Origin of the sequence: Shewanella bicestrii, assembly GCF_002216875.1 — a bacterium.
In the GTDB taxonomy this organism is placed as follows: domain Bacteria; phylum Pseudomonadota; class Gammaproteobacteria; order Enterobacterales; family Shewanellaceae; genus Shewanella; species Shewanella seohaensis.
Genome location: NZ_CP022358.1, coordinates 4,071,844 through 4,092,775 on the forward strand (window position 1 = coordinate 4,071,844; position 20,932 = coordinate 4,092,775).

Here is a 20,932-nt window from a genome sequence, read left to right on the forward strand (position 1 = left end):
AAAAATAAATCGTTATCAGTGAAGTTTTTTGTTTAGTTTTAGTATTATACAGCAAGGGCTAATAAGCTAGCGGCATTGACGCATAAGTGTAACTAAATTCCCCTCAGCACCACTTTCAAGCCAATTCAACTCTGGCCAACTACGCAACCATGTTAATTGACGCTTAGCTAATTGCCTAGTAGCGGCAACGGCTTTTTCGACCATAGTATCATAGTCAAATTCACCATCGAGATACTGCCAACATTGTCGATATCCCACGCAACGCATTGAGGGCAAATCTAAATGTAGGTCACCTCTCGCTTTCAGCTGGGCGACTTCATCAATAAAACCTTGCTCTAACATTATCCGAAAACGCTGCCCGATTAACTCATGCAGCACTTTGCGCTCACGGGGCGCAATGGCAAATTGCACCACATCGTAGGGTAAAGGAGCCGACTTGGTTTGAGTTAACTCGGTCAGACTCTTACCGCTTATTCTATATACTTCTATCGCTCTTGAAAGCCTTTGTGGATCATTAGGATGAATTCTTTCTGCCGATACGGGATCTATCTCCCTTAATTGCGCGTGCAGTGCTTCCCATCCGTTTGCGTCCGCTTCGGCTTGAATATCGGCCCGAATCGCCTCATCGGCACTCGGTAACGGCGATAATCCTTCTAATAACGCCTTAAAGTACATCATGGTGCCGCCCACTAATACGGGGGTCTTTCCCATGCTAATAATCTGTTCAATCTCGCGCAGCGCATCGGCTCTAAAATCGGCGGCGGAGTAGCTCTCTGCCGGATCGCGGATGTCGATCAGTCGATGCGGACCTCGCGCTAATTCCTCGGCAGAGGGCTTAGCACTGCCAATGTCCATGCCACGATAGATCAATGCTGAATCAACCGAGATAATCTCACAATTATGCTTTTCGGCTAATTCGAGTGCTAAAGCGGTTTTTCCGGACGCCGTTGGTCCCATCAAAAAAACCACTTTTGGCTGTAATTCTTTATTCAATTGCTTGCTCTTCTAGCCACGATTGCCAAGGTAAGGATACTGCTTTATCGGCAATTTGCTGTCTTTTCTCTTCAGTTAACTGACTATAGGCCGCCCAAATATCCGCAGCCGAGGTAAATCCAGTTAAGCTCTGCTCTGCCAGCCACACAGCCAATGCATTAGGTGCTGGTGCTTCAAAACGTAGCGATTGCAACCACTCGGGGATCACCTTCGCTAACTGGCTATCCCTGAGATATGGGGGCACTTTTTTGATTATCAACTGCTGATAGCGAATTGTTAGTTCTAATCCTAATTGCCGGATAAGTGTTTCATGTTCTTCGAGTAATGCTGGCCAATCCGTATCGGCGGCTATCGACACTGGCATCAATAATGGCTGACCTATCAAACCAGTTGCCAGCTTTGTTTCTATCTCATGGCTACGTGTCGCTAACGCCACAGATTGAATCGGCAACAGACTCAAGTTTTGCCCCTGCGCTAATACCCAATATTGACCATTGAGTATGGCGGGCATTGCAAGCACGGGTTGATACGGCTTGTCCTGCACGCTATAGGATGGCGTTTGCAATAATTCGCCGTAACTGGCGATAGCCGCCTTAGAAGGAAGCTCGGCTCGGGCACGATTTTCCCCTGTCGAACCACTGCGAGACTCCCGCGGAACCGCCATACTGCCGTAGGCATTGCTTTGCACGCCAGAATACGGACGCGCGCTAGCAATATCCCGAGTACGCTCAGTAAGCTGAGAATCCCGTGATATCTCGACGCGAGAAGTATCAACACGTGAAGCTTCATTCCTAGTTGAATGCGTTTTAGACTCAGGCGATTGCAGCTCGAAGGCATGATGCTCTGTTTGTGTCTGCGTCCCAGATTCGGAGAGAGAGACCTCATCCCTAACCTGTGGCGAACTTGGCTCGAAAGGATGCTCAAAACCCAGTTCACCCGCTTCTTCGAGCGCCGATTGCAGTGCCTGCAGAATATAATCATGCACATAACGGCTCTGATGAAAGCGCACTTCGTGTTTCGCCGGATGCACGTTCACATCTACCTGATGGGGATCGATATCCAGCATCAACACATAACCCGGCTGTTCGACCTCGGCTTTTTGGGCAAATGCTTGGCGCACCGCATGATTGACTAAACGGTCGCGCACTAAGCGGCCATTCACATAAAAGTAATGGGTGTCGGTTAACACCGTTGACCAAGGCGACTGTAAATAACCACTTAAACGTAGGTCGTCGTGTTGGCATTCTACCCGCAACGCCTCATCGGCAAATTGGCGTCCAGCAACCTGAGTCAATCGCTGCAAATACTGCGGCTCATTCATCGCCGGACGATAGTTACGTACGGTTTTGCCATTGTGGGTCAAGGTAAAGTGGATATCCCCACGCACTAACGCAATGCGTTTTAACCATTCATCGATATGGGTAAATTCGGTTTTATCGCTTTTAAGAAAACGTCTACGGGCGGGCGTATTAAAGAACAGGTCGACAACTTCGATAGTTGAACCAACAGGATGGGCGGCCGGCATCACCTTAACCGCCATGTCGACGCCTTCGGCATAAGCCTGCCAGGCTTCCGTTTGCTCGGCCGTACGCGAGGTCAAGGTTAAGCGGGACACAGAGCTGATACTCGCCAATGCCTCGCCGCGAAAGCCAAAGCTGAGGATGGCTTCAAGGTCGTCAAGGGAATGCAATTTCGAGGTAGCATGGCGCGACAAGGCTAAGGCCAGCTCATCCTTTGGGATCCCCGAACCATTGTCGCGGATCTTAATCAGCTTGCTGCCGCCCTTATCGATTTCGATATCGATACGCGTCGCCCCAGCATCTAGGCTGTTCTCGACAAGTTCCTTCACCACAGAAGCAGGCCGTTCGACCACCTCTCCGGCGGCGATTTGGTTGGCTAGTTGCGGCGGAAGGATCTGGATCCCCATAGACTTCATCCTATTAACTCTCAGGAATGACGAGTGTTTGCCCGAGTTGTACCACATCCGTCTTCATGCCATTGGCGCGCTTAATGCTGGCCATAGGCACTTGATAACGCTGAGCAATTGCCGAAAGCGACTCGCCGCGGCTCACCTTGTGTTTAATATTTCCCGAGGATGATTTCGCGCTCGTGCTGGCCGTTGTGCCACCGCTATTACGCTTCGCGAGCAAGGTGTCTGCTGGCGGGTTATTGTGGAAATAACGGCTAACGCCCTTATGGATAGCGGTTGCGATACTTTCCTGATGGCGACTGCTGTTGAGCAAGCGCTCTTCCTTCGGATTCGAGATAAATCCTGTCTCCACCAGAATGGAGGGAATATCGGGGGATTTTAATACAGCAAGGCTAGCAGACTCAGGGCGACTCTTATGTAGCTCAGTCACAGACCCGAGATCCTTCAAAATATCCCCAGCAACAGAGTGACCTATAGCCATCGAACTGTTCATAGACATGTCGAGCAGAGTCATTGCAAGATACTGTTCATTATCGGTATTTTGGATAATTTCCCCTGCACCACCCAAGAGTTCTGAGTGTTTCTCTTTTTGCTCTAACCAACGACCAATTTCACTGTTCGCGCGGCGCATCGACAATACCCACACTGACGCCCCCTTTGGCTGGGGCGAGGTAAAGGCATCGGCGTGGATAGAAATCAGTAAATCGGCTTTACTGTTACGGGCAAGCTCGGAGCGCTTGTTCAAATTCACAAAGTAATCGCCGGTACGGATCATCACGGCGCGCATACCCGGCGTGTCGTTGATCTTACTGGCCACTCTTTTTGCTATTTCCAGTGCGACTTTTTTCTCGTAAACACCTGAAGGCCCAATAGAACCAGGATCATCACCACCATGACCCGCATCAATGGCCACCACAATATCGCGGGACGATTGCGCCGATTGAGTCACCGTTTTAACGGGAGTTGAACTGACGACAGCGGTCGCCGTGGTTAAGGTTTTATCCTCGAGATCGACCACCAGACGATTACCATATGGCGCCGTCACTGGTAGGGAAAACAGGTTAGCATTTAATGGCTTAACCAGATCGATCACCAAACGTAAATCACCTTTAGTGGGTGATTTGCTGACGCGAACCCCTCTAACCAATTTACTGTTGTTATCGATATTTTTCAGGCTCAGTTTTGTCGAAGCCTTTTTCAGATCGACCACTAAACGATTGGGTCCTTCGAGGGAAAAATAAGTGTAATTAGGCGCTTCGCTCAAATCGAACACCACCCGAGTCGACTCGGGGGCAGCCCAAATACGCACGCCCTCAAGCTGGTTAGCCGCGTGGGCTGCTACAGCAAAAAAAGCGCACAGGAAAAAAGTAATAGTTTGAAAGTAATGCTTATTTTTAGTCATCTTTGTTTTTATTTTATTGCGGCTAATAGCTTTTTACCTGATTCTGTTAAGGCTCGAATTTGGATTTCACGTCCTTGGTTAACATAATTTAAATGCAGGTGAATATCGGCATCGGGCAAGAGTCCATGACCTTTGTCGGGCCATTCCACAATGCACAGGCTGCTATCGGTAAAGTAATCACGGATCCCCATGAACTCGAGTTCTTCAGGATCGTTTAAACGATACAAATCAAAATGATAAACTTCGACACCATCTAGCTCATAAGGTTCAACTAAAGTGTAGGTCGGGCTCTTTACCGCTCCTTTATGCCCTAATCCTTGGATTAAACCGCGGCTCAGAGTGGTTTTACCCGCCCCTAAATCCCCCGTCAAATACAGAGTCAAAGGCGCTTGAATATGGCGGGCCAGTTTTTGCCCAACCGCAATAGTCTCGTCTTCGTTATTTAATTGAAAGGTTAACTCTGTCATTTCCGCTTTTATCACTGCTGTTATGGATGGAGGAGGCAACTTAAGCGCGGAAATGTCCTGCGCTTAAGTTTTACAGCGCCTAGAGTAAATCACTATTTACTAATTGGCGAATAAAAGGCATCAAATCGCTGGCTAACATACCCCGTTCACCCTGCACTGCAGCCAGATCCGCCGCGCAGCCATGAACGACAACCCCAACAACGGTCGCCTGCATGTTATCCATTCCTTGAGCCATAAGTGCGCCTATAATACCAGATAACACATCGCCGCACCCACCACTCGCAAGCCCAGGATTTCCAACAGGTGCCACGACCATCTGTTTTCCATCAAAAATGACTGTGCCCGCGCCTTTGAGCAGCACTACGCCACCATATTTTTGCTGCAGAGCACGCACGGCAGCGAATCTATCCAGCTCAATGTCGGCGACACTGCATCCCAAGAGCCGCGCAGCTTCCCCAGGATGAGGTGTGAGTACCCAGTTAGTTTGCCTTCGCGGTTCTTGACTGAGCAGATTCAGGGCATCGGCATCGAGCACACAGGGTTTATCGCTTAAGCCAGCGGCTTTAAACAAGTTATAACCCCAGTCGTGTTTTCCTAAACCTGGGCCAAGTACCACCACCTGTGCCCAACCTAGGCGCAGATAGACTTCCATATCGACCAGTTCACAGCCCCAAAACATCAATTCGGGGCGCGAGACGTTGACTGTCAGTTGATGCTCTGGCCTGCTGATCACTGTCACCAATCCGGCGCCCGCACGTAAGCAGGCTTCACTGGCGAGGCGAATGGCTCCAGCCATACCAAAGTCACCACCGATCAGCGTTACCTTACCCGATTGTCCCTTGTGGCTGTCCCGTGCTCTTGCGGCAAAATGGCTTTTTAACATTTCACCGCCGACTCGCGTTGCACTCTCTGCGTCGAAAAATGGCGTTAATCCCAGATCGGCAAAGGCTAAATGGCCGCAGTGGTGTCTCGCCTTGCTGGTCAAAAGCCCCTGTTTTAATCCACCAAAGCACAGAGTGACATCCGCCATCACGGCAACCTGAGCGACAACACCAGTATCGGCAACGATCCCCGAGGGCAGATCTAAACTCAGCACCCAAGCTTCACTCTGATTGATGGCATGGATCAGTGCAGCAATATCCTCACGCACGGCGCCGTTAACTCCCGTGCCCAGTAGACCATCGATAATGACTGGCGCCTGTTGTATCGCTTCGATACTTGGGGAATCGATAACACCGCCCAGGTTTAGATAGGCAGAAAGTGCCTGCTCGAATTCAGCTGTACCTTGGGTCTTCAGCAAGTACACCTTGACCTGATGACCTGCTTCTAAGGCTAGGCGCGCGCAGACTAGCGCATCGGCGCCATTATTGCCGCTGCCGGCTAATACCAGTAAAGACATTCCTTCAAGCTGAGGATGCCGTTCACTCTGTTGAGTAAAGCATTCAAATGCCGCACGACCAGCACGTTCAACTAATTGATATAAAGTGGTTTCCCCTTCTGAAACAGCGAGCAATTCGGCGGCTCTCACCTGCTGCTGCGTATAAAGCGCCGTGGGTAAACTCGATAAATCTTGTGCCATAGAGGATCTCCTGCGCGACAAATAATCAAAAGGACTGCTCACCTAACACACCCTGTGATTGGTGAGAACCAAGCATTACAAGGTCAAATCAACCAATGAGATCAAGAAAGTAGCAAAAACCGCCCCAAAAAATTATGACGTAAATCAGTTGCCATGCAAAAAGCGTCCAAAGTGAAAAATACTCATCCGGTAAAGACAACAAAGCCAGCATTACGCTGGCTTTGAAAGGTCATTCTGAATCGAATTAGATATCGTCCATCCGAATTGTGCTATGCACCAAACGTTGCTGCTGAGTTTTCTCTACTCGAATCAGGCCCTCTAATGCGGTGCGAGCATCTTCGGCAGTAGTTGAGTTAACGGTTTTTTCCAATAAGCCAATCAGTCGATTTTCTAAATCGAGGTGCAGATTCAGCACATCATCTTCGGTCATATTGGCAGGCAACATGGTGTCTTGGCAGCGCTTAGTAAAGTCTTCAAATACAAAGTCTTTATACCAAGTATCTAATACTCTAACGGGCGCCTCATCCATATAATCACGCAATTTTTCAGCCACATGTTTTTGGTGAGACTCAAAATATTCCAGCATCATCTTCACGCGGGCAGAATCGGCCTGATTGTTCAGTCGGCCATAGAGTTGCGCCATATCTAAGCGGCAGTTCGCCACATACTCAAGTAAATCACGCAATTGTTGAATACGCATATAATGCACTCCAGTGTTAAGCCAACTACTTGGCGCTATTAACTTTGTCTGGATTCATTATGTAAGTAAAAGCGTTGCGAATATTTGAACAAGGTCATAATTTAACTTTCGCAACGCCATCTAATTTAGGAAATCTTGAAGAAACAAGGCGCAGATCACGCATTAACCTTGCTGTTTTATTTTTTACAAAATAGAAAACATCAGCGACAACAGCCGTAGAGCAGGCAAAGTTTGCCATACTTCACCGCATTAGCATTAAAAATAACCGTGCAAACAAAGGTTAATAAATTACAGCGATGAAAGAGCTAAAAAACGCTTGGAGTAATCAAGCACGAAACAGGCATGCTAAGCAAATAGAAAAGCAAAATAGCACTGCGTAAGTTGCGATATATCTGTTTGAAATAGAGAAGATTTTATGAGGGAATGACGAGAAAAATTGGAGCGACATATCGGGTTCGAACCGATGACCTATACCGTGGAAAAGAAAGGTATCGCAATATCAAAAGCACAACTGAGCTAATGCTAATTGAGTACTTGATTATGGGGAGATTTAGAAAATTGGAGCGACATATCGGGTTCGAACCGATGACCTATACCTTGGCAAGGTATCGCTCTACCAACTGAGCTAATGTCGCATAATTCTGTATTTAATGACTTGGTGAATCACTAAATTTGTATTTGGAGCGACATATCGGGTTCGAACCGATGACCTATACCTTGGCAAGGTATCGCTCTACCAACTGAGCTAATGTCGCATAACTATCGCTGTCACATCCGCCTTCAACATTCACAAAGATATCGTCTATCAACCTTTATCAACTGAGCTAATGTCGCATAATTCTGTATTTAATGACTTGGTGAATCACTAAATTTGTATTTGGAGCGACATATCGGGTTCGAACCGATGACCTATACCTTGGCAAGGTATCGCTCTACCAACTGAGCTAATGTCGCATTTACATTTTAAGACTGTAACCGTCTGAAATTTGGAGCGACATATCGGGTTCGAACCGATGACCTATACCTTGGCAAGGTATCGCTCTACCAACTGAGCTAATGTCGCCTTTTGTATCGCTGCCACATTTGCCTTGAACATTCACAAAGGTATCGTCTCCTAACCTTTATCAACTGAGCTAATGCCGCAATCACTAAATCACTTATATGAGCAGCGCTTCGTGTCCGCATCAAAAGTTGAGGCCGCATTATATGAAAAATTTATGCGGCTGCAACCCCTTCTTGCAGATTTATCTGCTGATCGGTCAAATTTTAAATACTTTGCTGCGGTAATACTGTAATTCCGCGATCGACTCTTGGATATCTTGCAGCGCTTGGTGAGTATTTTGCTTTTTGAAACCCGCCATGGTTTCAGGGCTCCAACGCTTCACTAACTCTTTTACCGTGCTCACGTCGAGATTACGATAATGGAAGTAGTCCTCCAGTTCACGCATATAACGATTTAAGAAACGACGGTCCTGGCCCACACTGTTACCACACATAGGTGAGGCGCCCTTAGGTACATATTGCTCTAAAAATGCGATGGTTTGCGCAACGGCCTGTGCTTCGTTCACTTGGCTGGCACGCACTCTATCGATCAGACCCGATTCACCGTGGTGTTTTTGGTTCCAATCATCCATGGCCGCCAGCACATCATCCGATTGATGAATAGCAATTACAGGCCCCTGACCGATAATATTGAGTTCTTGGTCTGTTACTAAGGTAGCAATTTCAATGACTCTATCGACATCGGGTTCTAACCCTGTCATTTCGAGATCGATCCAAATGAGATTATTCGCGTCCGCCGCCATAATTCAGCCTTATCATGTCAGTTAGCCTAAATTCAGGCTTTTTTATTCAAGAGCGTGTATCATACTGCTTTTTTCAGACACAAAAAATCATCTAATTGACGAAGACAAATCAGTGAGTAAAAAGAAACCCCTAAGCCAAGGCCAATTACGCCGTATGCGCGCCAATCACGAGAAACGTCTCAATCGTGACAATGGTGATAAAAATGCGCCTGAGTTACAGGATAGCTCACTCGGCCCAGAACAGAGCGGAACCGTGATCTCCCGCTTTGGCCAACATGCCGATATTGAAACCGAAGATGGCCAAATCGTGCGCTGCAATATTCGCCGCACCATTAAAAGCTTAGTTACCGGCGATAAAGTGATTGTACGCCTCGCCATTGAAACCCAAGCCAACAGTGGCATTGCCGGCATTGTAGAAGCGGTACACCCAAGACGCTCTTCGCTCTCGCGTCCCGACTTATACGATGGCGTGAAAATTATCGCCTCGAATATCGACCAAATTTTGATTGTGTCGTCCGTGCTGCCTAGCTTTACCACCCAGATTATCGACCGCTACTTAGTGGCAGCCGAAGACACGGATATTCCGCCGATCATCATTTTGAATAAAATTGATCTGCTAACGCCAGAAGAAGCCCCCGCCATCGAAGCCGCCTTAAAACGTTACGAAGATATCGGTTATCCCGTGTATAAGGTCAGCAGTAAATTAGGCGAGGGTTTAGATACCATTAAAGCCCTTCTGAAAGATAAAGTGAGCGTATTTGCAGGCCAGTCCGGTGTAGGTAAATCTTCACTGGTTAACGCCTTACTGCCCGAAGCCGAATTATTGGTGGGCGATGTCTCCGACAACTCGGGGCTGGGTCAACACACGACCACCACGGCTAAGTTGCTGCATTTACCTAGCGGTGGTGATTTAATTGATTCCCCCGGTGTGCGCGAATTTGCACTCTGGCACTTACCCGCCCAACGTGTCGGTTGGTGTTTTATCGAATTTAGAGACTTTTTAGGTGGCTGCAAATTCCGCGATTGTAAGCATGGCGATGACCCTGGCTGCGCCTTAAAAGCCGCTGTCGATGCTGGTAAGATTAGCGAAGATCGCTTTAATAACTACCATCGTATTATCGCAAGCCTTGATGAACAGCGCCACGCACGGCATTTTCGCGCCCAAAGCGATGAATAACTAACGCCATCGCCTCGCATAAAATTAACGTAAAACAAGTCTCAACCTAAGTTGAGCAACATAAAGGAAAGGAACATAAATTGGATAAAGTTAAAATTGCGCTGCAGTACATGCTGCCAAAGCACCTGTTATCTCGTTTAGTCGGTAAACTTGCCGCTTCCGAAGCTGGCGCATTAACGACTGCCGCGATTAAATGGTTTATCAAGCAATATAAAATCGATATGAGCGAAGCGGCTCAGAGCGAACCCGAAGCCTATAAAAGCTTTAACGACTTTTTTACCCGCGCACTAAAGCCGGGGATTCGCCCAATTAATACTGCGGCCAACATCATGGTGCATCCCGTTGATGGCGCCGTCAGCCAACTTGGCCCCATCAAGGATGGCCGTATTTTCCAAGCTAAAGGCCATCACTATTCTTCACTCACTTTGCTGGGCGACCAAGCCGAAGATGCCAAACGCTTCGAAGGCGGGGATTTTGCGACTATTTATCTGGCTCCCAAGGATTATCACCGCATCCACATGCCGATAAAGGGCACGCTGTCGAAGATGACCTATGTACCAGGTGAGTTGTTTTCCGTTAATCCCTTAACGGCGCGCCATGTGCCAGGCCTGTTTGCTCGCAACGAACGTGTTGTGGCGATTTTTGAAACCGAGCTTGGCCCGCTAGCTATGGTATTAGTGGGTGCGACCATTGTGGCCAGTATCGAAACCGTATGGGCAGGCACTATTACGCCGCCAACGGGTAAGCAAGTGTTCACATGGGAATACCCAACAGTAGGTCCAGACGCCATTACCTTAGATAAAGGCGAAGAAATGGGCCGCTTCAAGCTTGGCAGTACCGTCGTCATGCTGTTTGCTAAAGATGCTATCGACACCTTCGCCGAAGGCGTTGAGCCAGAAGCCGTAACGCGTATGGGTCAAGCCTTTGCTAATCTCAACAATCAGGCGTCAGCCGACTAACTACGGCTACCCAATTGAGCCAGACCGCTAAACCTTCGGGATTAATCGAATTACATTTAGCTGTGCTGATGTTTGGCGGCACAGCTTTGTTTTCAAAGTTAATTCCTTTAAGCGCACTCGATATCACCTTCCTACGATGTGTTGTCGCGGCCTTGGTCTTGGCATTACTCATCAAATTCCGTGGTAAATACTTAAGCCTTGCCAGCAAACAGGATTATCTGGTTGCTATCGGCTTAGGTGTGATAGTCAGCTTACACTGGGTCACCTACTTTGCCGCGATGCAACTCTCATCGGTCGCCATCGGCATGATTGCCTTCTTCACCTATCCGGTGATGACAGTCATTGCCGAGCCGTTATTAACTGGCAATAAAATCAAGCTGATGGATATTATCAGCGGTGTTTTAGTGCTGATAGGCGTAGTGCTATTGATCCCCGAAGCCAATCTTGGCAACGATACAACCTTAGGGATTGTGGTCGGGATTGTCTCGGCGATGCTATTTACCGCCCGTAACTTACTGCAAAAACGCTATTTTTCTCAATATAGCGGCCCCCATGCCATGTTTTATCAGACCTTAGTGGCTGCGGTGTTTCTTATGCCTTGGCATCAAACCGAGTTACAGACTATCTCCCTCGAGACCTGGGGCTTGATTGTGCTGCTCGGGGTGGTATTTACCGCGGCGCCCCATGCACTCTTCACCTCGGCATTGCGCCAATTAAGCGCTAAAACTGTCGGGTTAGTCTCCTGCCTACAACCCTTCTACGGGGCCATGTTGGCATTAGTGATCTTAGGCGAAGCGCTGAATCTCAACACCCTGATAGGCGGAACCATCATAGTCGCCACCGCCATCTTCGAAACCCATCAATCCCACCAGTCACAACGGCGAAAAAAGAACGCCTGAAACATACCAATCTTGGCCTAAGTTGGCTAAGATGAGTGCGTCTTTCGCCCCTAATTGCTTTTGCTTATATGCCACGTATTTTATTGTTCGTTATTGCTTTTTTCTCTTTTTCTCTCCATGCCAATTCGCCACTGCAATTGGACAAGCGCCTTGGCTTAAACAACCAAAATCAGCAACAAAATATTAGCATTGACGATCAAATTGTTGAGCTTAAAAACAACATTGATAGATTGGCAGCGAATGCGAGCAGTTTTCAGCAGGCTCAGCTAGATTTTGAAGAAAACAAAAAGGTCATCGACCACGGCTTAAAAGAAGCCGCCAAGCCCTTAAAGCTGGATAAAGCCACGGATCTCAACCAGCAAGCCTCAATGGCTTATTTACGACTGTCGGAATTAAAAGAGAGCGAAACGGCCCTAGGCAATCAAGTCAGCGAACTGTTGCAACGCCACAATCAGCTGCCCTCCGTCATCGCCAACGCAAGACAGAATGTGCTGCAAAATAAGAAAACCGACTTAGCCCCACTGGATACGCCAACGGGCGAGTTACAGCAAACACAGCGGATTTTCTTCGAACAAAGCCTCGCCACTAACGAGGCCGAGCTGGCCAGCAGCCAAAAGCGTATCGAACTCACTCAGTTGCAGTTACAGTTGGTTCGCCAGCAATTGAGCCAACAGGAAGCCTTTATTGAAACCATCAATAAGGCGATGAATAAACAGCGTCAACAACAAACCGATGCAACCCTGGCGAAGAATTTAGTGGATACCGCTAAGGTCGTGGATCCCGTGACCCGCAATATTGCCGACACAAACCAGATCTACGGCCAAAAACTCCAAACCTTAACCTTGCAAATCAACAATGTGGTTGAACAGCAAGAGCAGGCCGAACTGCAATATCAATCCCAAGCCAAACAGCTAGCGAATATCCAAGAGCAAATCACTTGGGTCAAAATGAACTCCGCCTTTGGCGAGCGTTTTTTGCAGATGTTGCAATCTCTGCCTAAGCCGCCAAACCATGAGAAGCTACAAACTCTAATCGCCGATGCTCGCCTCGATAGGTATCACCTCGAGCAACAACAGGCGCTCAACGAACAAGAGTTAGAGCAAACCAACCTCTACAACGAGGGACAAATTAAGCTATTGCGCTCACAACAAGCGCTGCTGACGCAGCTGATGCAGAGTTATGACCAATATTTGAGTGAGCTTGGCAAACTCAAAGTCAATTATCAGCAACTTAGCCAGCAACACCTGACCTTAAAAAACACCCTCAACGAGCATTTGTTTTGGGTCCCCAACGCCGCGAGCATGAACAAACTCTGGCTCACCGATGTGCAGCGCAGCGCTCTGTGGCTCATCCAAGAGGCGCAGTGGGGACAATTAGGCAAAGCCTGGCAGGAGCAAAATGACTACTGGTCCTGGTGGATCATTCTGTTAGTGCTCTGCTTGGTCATCCAAGATTTAATCCGTCCTAAGTTCAAACGCTTACTCACCCACTATGTCACCTATGTGGGTAATGTGACGCAGGATAAATTTATCTACACCTTTAAATCCTTAGTCCTGAGCCTTGGTTATGCCCTGATCAAACCGCTACCCATAGTGGCGGCGGGATGGATTTTCTATCAATCCGAACGTAACTTTGTGCAGGCCGTCGGCATGGGGATTTTAGCGATAGGATTAGTTTACCTATTGTATCGCTTGATATTTATTCTCGCCCTCGACAAAGGGGTCTTGGTTGGCCATTTCAAACGCCCCTCAAAACTCATCCAAGCAGGCCAGCTCAGACTCAAACATTTTGTGTTTGTCGCCAGCCCCCTGCTCGGCATTATGGGTTTTACCGAAGTCCTCGACGCATCCCTAATCCGCAATAGCATTGGTCGCGGTGCATTTATCTGTTTTTGCGTGGTTTTATTCTTGTTATACAAGGATATCTTGGTGCTAAGCCGCCAAAATAGCGACACCCAAAAGGATGGCAAAAACAAACGACTGCTGCAAAAAATGCTCTGGGCGCTATTGATCTCTGTGCCCCTGCTCAGTGCCGGACTCGCCTTCAGGGGTTACTACTTCACCGCCTTCCAAATGCTGTTGCAGTTACAGCTTTCCATCGTATTGGGATTAAGTTTCTTACTGCTTTATCAATTAATTAAGCGTTGGATGTTGATCGAGCGCCGCCGTATTGCCTTCGATCGTGCCAAGGCCAAACGGGCCGAACGGTTAGCGCAGCGGGAAAAGGGCGAGACTCACCATGTATCTAGCGATGGCCTAGATACCTACGAAGAGCCAGTCGTCGACCTCGAAACCATTTCGAGTCAGTCACTCGGGTTAGTGCGCTCCCTATTGCTATTGGCGTTTTTAGCGAGCTTGATTGGCCTGTGGACGCAAACCCATACGGCGCTATTTTCCTTCTTAGATGGCATCACCCTCTGGACGACAAATACCAGCGTCAATGGTGTCGAGCAGCAGCTGCCTATCACCATGAAATCGCTGTTATTGGGCTTAGTCATCGTTGGCTTCTCACTGATGATTGCGACCAATTTACCCGGTCTGCTTGAGCTGATGATCCTACAACGGCTCGATCTGACACCCGGTACCGGCTTTGCCATCACCACGGTAAGCCGTTATTTAGTGGTGTTTTTAGGCCTGCTGATTGGCTTCTCGAATCTTGGGATGGAATGGTCAAAGCTGCAGTGGTTGATTGCCGCCTTGTCATTGGGTCTAGGTTTTGGTTTGCAGGAGATTTTTGCCAACTTTATCTCGGGCCTGATTATTCTGTTTGAAAAGCCAGTGCGGATTGGCGATACGGTGACGATCCGCGATCTGACGGGAACCGTGAGTAAAATCCAGATCCGTGCTACCACCATTATCGACTGGGACAGAAAGGAAATTATCATTCCTAACAAGGCCTTTATTACCGAGCAATTGATTAACTGGTCACTATCAGACCCCATCACGCGGGTGATAGTGCATGTGTCGGTTGCCCGCGACTCAGATCCAGCCAAAGTCGAGGCGACCCTGTATCAAGCGGTGCAGGAATGCGAAGATGCGCTGCCGAATCCAGAGCCTGAAGTCTGGTTTGCAGGCTTTGGCAAACATACCCAAGATTACGAAGTTCGTGCCTATGCAAAAGAGATGTCGGCCCGTTGGCCGCTACGCCACGATCTGCATAAACGCATCACCCGTAAGCTTAAAGAAAACAACTTAGAACTCGCCTATCCGCAAATGGAAATCCATCTTAAAAATGGCCAGAATCGCGATCAGGTCGGCATAATCCGCAGTTAATAGGACGATAATCAGATGCTTATTTTTGCTCACCGTGGTGCCAGCGGTTATGTGGCAGAAAATACCTTAGCCGCCATGGCCAAAGCCATCGAGTTAGGTGCCACAGCCATTGAGCTGGATGTGCATAATGTCGAAGGGGAGTTAGTGGTATTTCACGACCGCAGACTCGACAGTAAGAGCTCGGGCCAAGGTATCATCCACTTAGTCAACAAAGAGTATTTAGGCAAGGTCACAGTCAAAGGTGAGCCTATTCCCACACTCTGGCAAGTGCTCGAACTGGTTGCTGGCCGCGCCACAATCAACATTGAACTTAAAGGGGTGAATACGGTAGCGCCGCTACTCGAGCTTTATCCTAAGGCGATTGCCGAGCTGGGATTCAGCGCGGAGCAATTGCTGATCTCATCGTTCAATCACCCCTATTTACAGCAAGTCAAACAGGCGTTGCCACAGGCATTAGTGGCGCCCTTACTTGCCAGTATTCCCCTCGATGGTGCGGCGGTGGTGAGCGAGTTAGCCGCCTATTCCCTGCATTTAGACGTGAGTTTTATCAGCAAGGCCCTAGTAGATGACGCCCACCAGAGGGGCGCTAAGGTGTATGTTTACACTGTCGATCATAGTGATGATATCCATGCCCTTAAGCAGTTAGGGGTCGATGGGATCTTTAGCAATTACCCCGACCGTGCCATGCAGGCGCTGTTACAACCCAGCAATACGGATTATTGCGGCTACTTCGAATAACCCCATGGCGTGGATTTAGCGGCTTAGGCTTGGCTATTTCGCTGCGCCCAATAACCGATAAAAATGAACATGGCGACGATCAGCAAAAACATCCAATGGGATGGCATGGCAACGATTTGCCTTGCCACCCAAGGCGTAGCTTTAACGATAAGCAGCCCATAGCCAAAGGCATTCACAATAATAAAAACAAAGGTTCGCAGGATAAACGAATGGCCAAGTAAATGCCGTCTGAGGATACGATTCACATCGGCTGAAAACACTAAAATCAAACACACGACCATGGCCGTGGCGATATCGAAGGACCAAGGGCGAAGCATATTTCCTAAATGGCCAATAATGGCGACTAACTGATCAAACATAATCACTCAACCTAAAATGACGCTGCAAAATCAAAACAACTACAGCAGCGTATTGAAAAATAACGACAACCAAGCATAAAGGGAGACGACATGGGGCACAAGTTACTCTTACTGACCAAGGCGAATGAGCAGTATCGCCAGCTCATTGAGGCGCAGCAGTTACCAGGTCTTGAGTTGCTCGATGATAATCCCGCGAATATTGCACAGGCCAATATTTGGCTTGCCGAACCTAAGCTTGCCGCGCCGCTGGTGCCCCATGCCAAACAGCTAAAATGGCTGCAATCCAGTTTTGCAGGCATTGATTCCCTAATGGGCCCAAGAGCAAGAAAAGATTATCAACTCACTAACATTAAAGGCATTTTCGGCCCCTTAATGAGTGAGTATTTGTTTGGTTATCTACTTGCCCACGTGCGAGGACACCAGTTCTACCAAGCGCAGCAAAGGCAAAAATCTTGGCAAGTGCAAAGTGCTACGCGCAGCAGCTTGCAAGGGATGCGATTATTGCTCTTAGGCACAGGTTCTATCGCCCAGCATGTGGCCAAGACAGCTAAGCACTTCGGCATGCATGTTACTGGGATAAACCGCAGCGGCCGTGAGGTCGAAGGCTTTGATGCGATCCAGCCGCTCTCGCAGCTCGCGCAATGCTTAAGCCAAAGCGATGTGGTAACCAATTTACTGCCCAGCACCCCTGAGACACGTTTGCAGCTAAATGCAGACATGCTCGCCACGCTCAAAGCCGATGCCATTTTAGTGAATGTGGGCCGTGGTGACGTGCTCGACCTCGATGCCCTCAATACCCAGTTGATTGCGCGTCGAGAACAACATGCCGTTCTCGACGTGTTCACGCAGGAGCCACTCCCTGCGAGTCATCCGATTTGGGAAAGACCCAACGCCATCATCACGCCCCATATCTCGGCGCCGAGTCATCCTGAACAAATCGTGCGTATTTTTAGTGACAACTATCGCCGCTATATTGCAGCCGAGCCACTGCAAAATCAGGTTAATTTTACTCAGGGTTATTAATTTATGGGCGAGTTTGGCGGTTGAATGAAAAGCGGCAAATCCCAACTCTTGCAGGAAAAAAAATAAAAGGCAATCAGACTGCTGATTGCCTTTTGATTAAGGATTCTTGCGATAAAAGTTAGACTTTAAAACTGCGCTTTAAAAACTGCCCAACCAGTACAGTATGAGAGTCCATTTCACCTATCACTTCATCGTTGAGACTCACCATTTCGCAGCCGAGTTGATGACTGGAATGGGTAAATTGCGACACATTCACTACGCTGCGATTCATTTCGTTCGCCACGCTCGATTGCTCCTCCACCGCACTGGCAATATGGTGGGTCATATCCGTGATGGTAGTGATAGCTTCACGTATGGTACGCAGCGCCGCGCCCGCAAGATCCGCCGTGGTAATACATTCGCCAGCCGCATCAACGCCCTCCTGCATACTGCGCACGGCCTTGTGAGTGCCCTGCTGCAACAGATTGATCATTGTGTGGATTTCTTTGGTGGCATCATGGGTGCGCTGCGCTAATGCCCGCACCTCATCGGCAACTACGGCAAAACCTCGCCCTTGCTCCCCCGCCCGCGCCGCTTCAATCGCCGCGTTCAGCGCCAATAAATTCGTTTGCTCGGCAATGCCTTGGATCACATCCAGCACTGTGCCTATGTCTCGGCTGTGCCCTTCTAACTCAGTGATCACCTGCGAGGTTTCCTGTAACTGCTGCGCCATGGTCTGAATCGACTGAATGGTGGTGACGACGGTTTTATCGCCGTTGATTGTCTGCTGCGACGCCATTTGCGAAGCGTTCGCCGCATCGGCGCAGTTTGAGGACATATCCCCAAGCGTCGCCGTCATCTGTTGCATAGCCGTGGCAACCTGTTCAATCTCAGCGAGTTGTGACTGACTTGTTCCTTGAATTTCTTCGCCTTTCGCCGCAGAAATCTTGGCTTGCTTACTCACTTTATCGCAGGAGTCGCGGGCGCGACCCAACACTGACTTTAACTCTGAGGTTTGCATTTGCAGCGCCAGATCGACAGCGCCCAAATCGTCGGATTGCCCCGTATAAATATGTGCCATCAAAGGGTTATCGTAGATTTTCTTTGCCTTAGCAACCAGCGCCCGATAACGCCCTAAGACCAAATTACCGCCGATGAACAGCACGAGGGCACTGATGGCAAGCGCCACAAATCCCACTGCCCCAATCTGCAACGCCAAATATAACATGGGCAACAGGGCAACGAAGGCGAGTAGCATCAACTTAGTCGGCATCTCTAAGGTGCGTTTTAACGCTTTAACATTACCGCTTTTATTCAATTCGGCGTAGGCAGCTTCTGCTCTGTTGATCTGGTCACGGCTGGGTTTAGTGCGTACCGATTGAAATTCGGCCACCTGACCATTAACCATAATTGGCGACACATAAGCGTCGACCCAATAGTGGTCGCCATTGGCGCAGCGATTTTTGACTATGCCTTTCCAAGGCTCGCCTTTACGGATGGTTTTCCAAAGATCTTCAAATGCTTGGGGAGGCATATCGGGATGGCGCACCATATTATGAGGTTGTCCCAACATGGCACTCAGCTCGTATCCCGCAACGGTACAAAACGATGGATTGGCGTAGGTGATATGACTCTTAGTGTCCGTCGTAGACAATAAAATCCAATCGGCTGGATAGTCGTATTCCCGCTGTGTAACTGGCAAATTCTTTCTCATGATAACCCTTGGATCTATTGTAAATTTATTATTCCATCGTCCATGAGTTATCCATCCTTGATCGCGTCCAACTACCCGTAATCGCTAAATCATCCCTCTTTTTCTTGTCTCCTGAGCACTGAGCATAGACTAGAAAATGTGCGATGTGTAACAAAACAGGAAACCAGCACAACAAGTTTACTACTAGGATTGCATTTGATAAGCGTTTTCATTTAGAATTAGCTCAATTCGTTTTGGAGTCCAAAAAATGTACGTTTGTCTCTGCCATGCCATCACAGATACGCAAATCAAAAACGCAGTAAGTCAGGGTGACTCTAGCCTTGCTGACGTTAAAAAGCGTTTAGGCGTTGCCGATCAATGCGGCAAGTGCGCAAGAATGGCCGTACAAATTATTCAGAACCAATTAGAAATTGAACCTAATTACTACGAAGTGGCTTAACTTCGAGCCTCCAGCTCCTTTTCTGTCAAACTAAACCTGTATTTCAATGCTTGTTCCTTGAGCTATGCCATCGCTTTAAAGGGGCTGTCACAAATCTCAGCGCAGATGCCTATTTTGCGATAATTGTATGACCCCTTAATGACACATCCCACGTCCCCCAAAGCATTAATTCTTTGAGTTCAATGGGATGCATATTTTTATCGGCGAATTATCTGCGTGTTAATAAATACGCGGCTTCATTCAGCCAAGGGACTTCTTTCTTAACGAATCTCGGGTTGTCCGCAAGCACGTCCTGACAATCCAAAAGTTGGATTTCAAAATCGTCACTTAAATGTGTTTCAACCCAAGTTGGCGACACCGCAAAAGGTGGCCCACTTAAAGCGTCCTGCGGGTAATCTAAAGTCACCAATAAACCCACACTGCCCGAAGGCAATAACTGCACTAATTGCTTGGCGTATTTCGCCCGCATACTCTCAGGCCAGGCAATCAAGGCCGCGCGATCATAAAAACCACTTACCTTGGCCGTAATCGACTGGGGTAAAGTGAAGATATCCCCTTGATATAAACTAACCTGTTCAGTGTGGTAATGCTGATGCTCGCCCAGCACACTTTGCTGCATAGGTAATTGGTTATCTTCGAAAAACTGCTGCACTGCGAGTTCATTTAACTCACAACCAATCACTTGATGCCCTTGCTCGGCTAAAAAGCACATATCTAAAGATTTACCACACAGGGGAACGAAGACTTGAGCCTCGGCGGGCAATGCCAAGGTATGCCAATACTTTACGAGAAAGGGATTGATATCTTGCTGGTGAAAACCAATCAGCTGTTGCTGCCACTTCTCATGCCAAAAACCGGGTTCCATAGGTATATCTCAAATGACTAAAGTTATCCTTACTCTAATGGCATTCACGGGTGGATGCAAAATCTCAGATACCGTATGTTAATCATAGAGATGTAAACAGTTAATGACTAAGCCAGTGCCGTTTGTACCCGGCGGAGCCAAACGCAATTCTCACACTGGCATTGACGGCGCGACAAATGATGCGGACTTAGGGATGAATCAATAAAGTCGACGGCGATCAGCAACTGCTGCTTAAGCTCGGCGACGGATTTTTGCTCGACGGCTACCAGCTCATCGTTCTGGTTCATCCAGATACATTCCATGCCCTGGTGGCAAGTGAGACACTGCTCATCGCGATCATTAAAAAATACCGCATGTGGACAATGGGTCACCTCCATTGACTGCAAAATTCGCTTACGCGGAAACTCTAACAACTCGATCAATAAAGCCTTATCTTGGGCGGGCATATGCCCTCCTTTCATCCACTTTGTCCACGGGAAATTTAACAAAAATGTATCCCATCCAATGTGCTTAAGATTACCTAGACTCCATACGATTTAACTTGATATAAATCAAAGTCAGCGACGAAATGATGGGATAGGTAAGCCCTAAAAATCACAAGTTTATCGCAGGCAACACCAGCCACAGCATCC

19 protein-coding genes and 4 tRNA genes are annotated in these 20,932 nt (G+C 48.2%); 7 read left to right on the forward strand and 16 right to left on the reverse strand.

The genetic code is table 11. The features are described from left to right. Positions 1 to 66: 66 nt before the first annotated feature. From miaA to orn, 12 genes are all read right to left on the reverse strand, one after another. Positions 67 to 993 (reverse strand): tRNA (adenosine(37)-N6)-dimethylallyltransferase MiaA, encoded by a 927-nt coding sequence (gene miaA / locus CF168_RS17845; RefSeq protein WP_089068521.1) that lies wholly within the window; start codon positions 991 to 993, stop codon positions 67 to 69. Next, complete coding sequence (gene mutL, locus CF168_RS17850; RefSeq protein ID WP_430980679.1) at positions 986 to 2,977, reverse strand: DNA mismatch repair endonuclease MutL; 1,992 nt, start codon at positions 2,975 to 2,977, stop codon at positions 986 to 988. Before mutL ends, miaA begins: the two co-directional genes overlap by 8 nt. After that, complete coding sequence (locus CF168_RS17855) at positions 2,934 to 4,325, reverse strand: N-acetylmuramoyl-L-alanine amidase (RefSeq protein ID WP_089068523.1); 1,392 nt, start codon at positions 4,323 to 4,325, stop codon at positions 2,934 to 2,936. The genes mutL and CF168_RS17855 overlap by 44 nt, the downstream gene beginning before the upstream one ends. 8 nt (positions 4,326 to 4,333) lie before the next feature. Beyond that, entirely contained in the window at positions 4,334 to 4,792 is a 459-nt protein-coding gene (tsaE, locus tag CF168_RS17860; protein WP_011621395.1) for a tRNA (adenosine(37)-N6)-threonylcarbamoyltransferase complex ATPase subunit type 1 TsaE, read from the reverse strand. A gap of 79 nt (positions 4,793 to 4,871) precedes the next feature. Further along, positions 4,872 to 6,371 (reverse strand): NAD(P)H-hydrate dehydratase, encoded by a 1,500-nt coding sequence (locus tag CF168_RS17865; RefSeq protein WP_089068524.1) that lies wholly within the window; start codon positions 6,369 to 6,371, stop codon positions 4,872 to 4,874. A 244-nt stretch (positions 6,372 to 6,615) separates the two neighbouring features. Further along, entirely contained in the window at positions 6,616 to 7,071 is a 456-nt protein-coding gene (locus CF168_RS17870; RefSeq protein ID WP_011621393.1) for a hypothetical protein, read from the reverse strand. A 94-nt stretch (positions 7,072 to 7,165) separates the two neighbouring features. Then, positions 7,166 to 7,309 (reverse strand): hypothetical protein, encoded by a 144-nt coding sequence (locus CF168_RS22335; protein WP_157705983.1) that lies wholly within the window; start codon positions 7,307 to 7,309, stop codon positions 7,166 to 7,168. Positions 7,310 to 7,630: 321 nt separating this feature from the next. Further along, positions 7,631 to 7,706 (reverse strand) — tRNA-Gly (locus CF168_RS17875). A 44-nt stretch (positions 7,707 to 7,750) separates the two neighbouring features. Beyond that, positions 7,751 to 7,826: transfer RNA gene (locus tag CF168_RS17880), tRNA-Gly, on the reverse strand. 123 nt (positions 7,827 to 7,949) lie between these two features. Beyond that, a tRNA-Gly gene (locus CF168_RS17885) sits at positions 7,950 to 8,025 on the reverse strand. A 33-nt stretch (positions 8,026 to 8,058) separates the two neighbouring features. Further along, a tRNA-Gly gene (locus CF168_RS17890) sits at positions 8,059 to 8,134 on the reverse strand. A gap of 196 nt (positions 8,135 to 8,330) precedes the next feature. Next, positions 8,331 to 8,876: an oligoribonuclease gene (orn, locus tag CF168_RS17895; protein ID WP_086902935.1), complete on the reverse strand. Its 546-nt coding sequence runs from the start codon at positions 8,874 to 8,876 to the stop codon at positions 8,331 to 8,333. Between the two features lie 112 nt (positions 8,877 to 8,988). On the opposite strand from orn, the gene rsgA reads away from it, so the two are divergent. The 5 genes from rsgA to CF168_RS17920 all read left to right on the forward strand — a co-directional run bounded on the left by rsgA (position 8,989) and on the right by CF168_RS17920 (position 15,921). After that, on the forward strand, positions 8,989 to 10,053 hold the full coding sequence (gene rsgA, locus CF168_RS17900; RefSeq protein WP_089068525.1) for a small ribosomal subunit biogenesis GTPase RsgA: 1,065 nt from the start codon (positions 8,989 to 8,991) through the stop codon (positions 10,051 to 10,053). A gap of 80 nt (positions 10,054 to 10,133) precedes the next feature. After that, a complete protein-coding gene (gene asd / locus CF168_RS17905; RefSeq protein WP_089068526.1) occupies positions 10,134 to 11,012 on the forward strand; it encodes an archaetidylserine decarboxylase in 879 nt (292 codons plus the stop codon). Between the two features lie 68 nt (positions 11,013 to 11,080). Next, positions 11,081 to 11,911: a DMT family transporter gene (locus CF168_RS17910; protein ID WP_240520101.1), complete on the forward strand. Its 831-nt coding sequence runs from the start codon at positions 11,081 to 11,083 to the stop codon at positions 11,909 to 11,911. A 68-nt stretch (positions 11,912 to 11,979) separates the two neighbouring features. After that, positions 11,980 to 15,183, forward strand: a complete 3,204-nt coding sequence (locus CF168_RS17915) for a mechanosensitive ion channel domain-containing protein (RefSeq protein WP_089068528.1) — start codon at positions 11,980 to 11,982, stop codon at positions 15,181 to 15,183. A gap of 15 nt (positions 15,184 to 15,198) precedes the next feature. Next, positions 15,199 to 15,921 (forward strand): glycerophosphodiester phosphodiesterase, encoded by a 723-nt coding sequence (locus tag CF168_RS17920; RefSeq protein WP_089068529.1) that lies wholly within the window; start codon positions 15,199 to 15,201, stop codon positions 15,919 to 15,921. Positions 15,922 to 15,944: 23 nt separating this feature from the next. Here CF168_RS17920 and CF168_RS17925 read toward each other — a convergent pair whose 3' ends face one another. After that, positions 15,945 to 16,280: a DUF3392 domain-containing protein gene (locus CF168_RS17925; RefSeq protein ID WP_011621386.1), complete on the reverse strand. Its 336-nt coding sequence runs from the start codon at positions 16,278 to 16,280 to the stop codon at positions 15,945 to 15,947. Between the two features lie 90 nt (positions 16,281 to 16,370). Here CF168_RS17925 and CF168_RS17930 point away from each other — a divergent pair, with 90 nt between their 5' ends. Continuing rightward, complete coding sequence (locus CF168_RS17930; protein WP_089068530.1) at positions 16,371 to 17,303, forward strand: D-2-hydroxyacid dehydrogenase; 933 nt, start codon at positions 16,371 to 16,373, stop codon at positions 17,301 to 17,303. Positions 17,304 to 17,421: 118 nt separating this feature from the next. On the opposite strand, the gene CF168_RS17935 is transcribed toward CF168_RS17930, so the two are convergent. After that, on the reverse strand, positions 17,422 to 18,996 hold the full coding sequence (locus CF168_RS17935) for a methyl-accepting chemotaxis protein (RefSeq protein WP_089068531.1): 1,575 nt from the start codon (positions 18,994 to 18,996) through the stop codon (positions 17,422 to 17,424). 247 nt (positions 18,997 to 19,243) lie between these two features. Here CF168_RS17935 and CF168_RS17940 point away from each other — a divergent pair, with 247 nt between their 5' ends. After that, positions 19,244 to 19,435 (forward strand): bacterioferritin-associated ferredoxin, encoded by a 192-nt coding sequence (locus CF168_RS17940; RefSeq protein ID WP_011715776.1) that lies wholly within the window; start codon positions 19,244 to 19,246, stop codon positions 19,433 to 19,435. A gap of 208 nt (positions 19,436 to 19,643) precedes the next feature. On the opposite strand, the gene CF168_RS17945 is transcribed toward CF168_RS17940, so the two are convergent. Continuing rightward, positions 19,644 to 20,300 (reverse strand): thiopurine S-methyltransferase, encoded by a 657-nt coding sequence (locus CF168_RS17945; RefSeq protein ID WP_089068532.1) that lies wholly within the window; start codon positions 20,298 to 20,300, stop codon positions 19,644 to 19,646. A gap of 107 nt (positions 20,301 to 20,407) precedes the next feature. Further along, positions 20,408 to 20,746: a hypothetical protein gene (locus CF168_RS17950; protein WP_086902944.1), complete on the reverse strand. Its 339-nt coding sequence runs from the start codon at positions 20,744 to 20,746 to the stop codon at positions 20,408 to 20,410. Positions 20,747 to 20,932 lie beyond the last annotated feature (186 nt).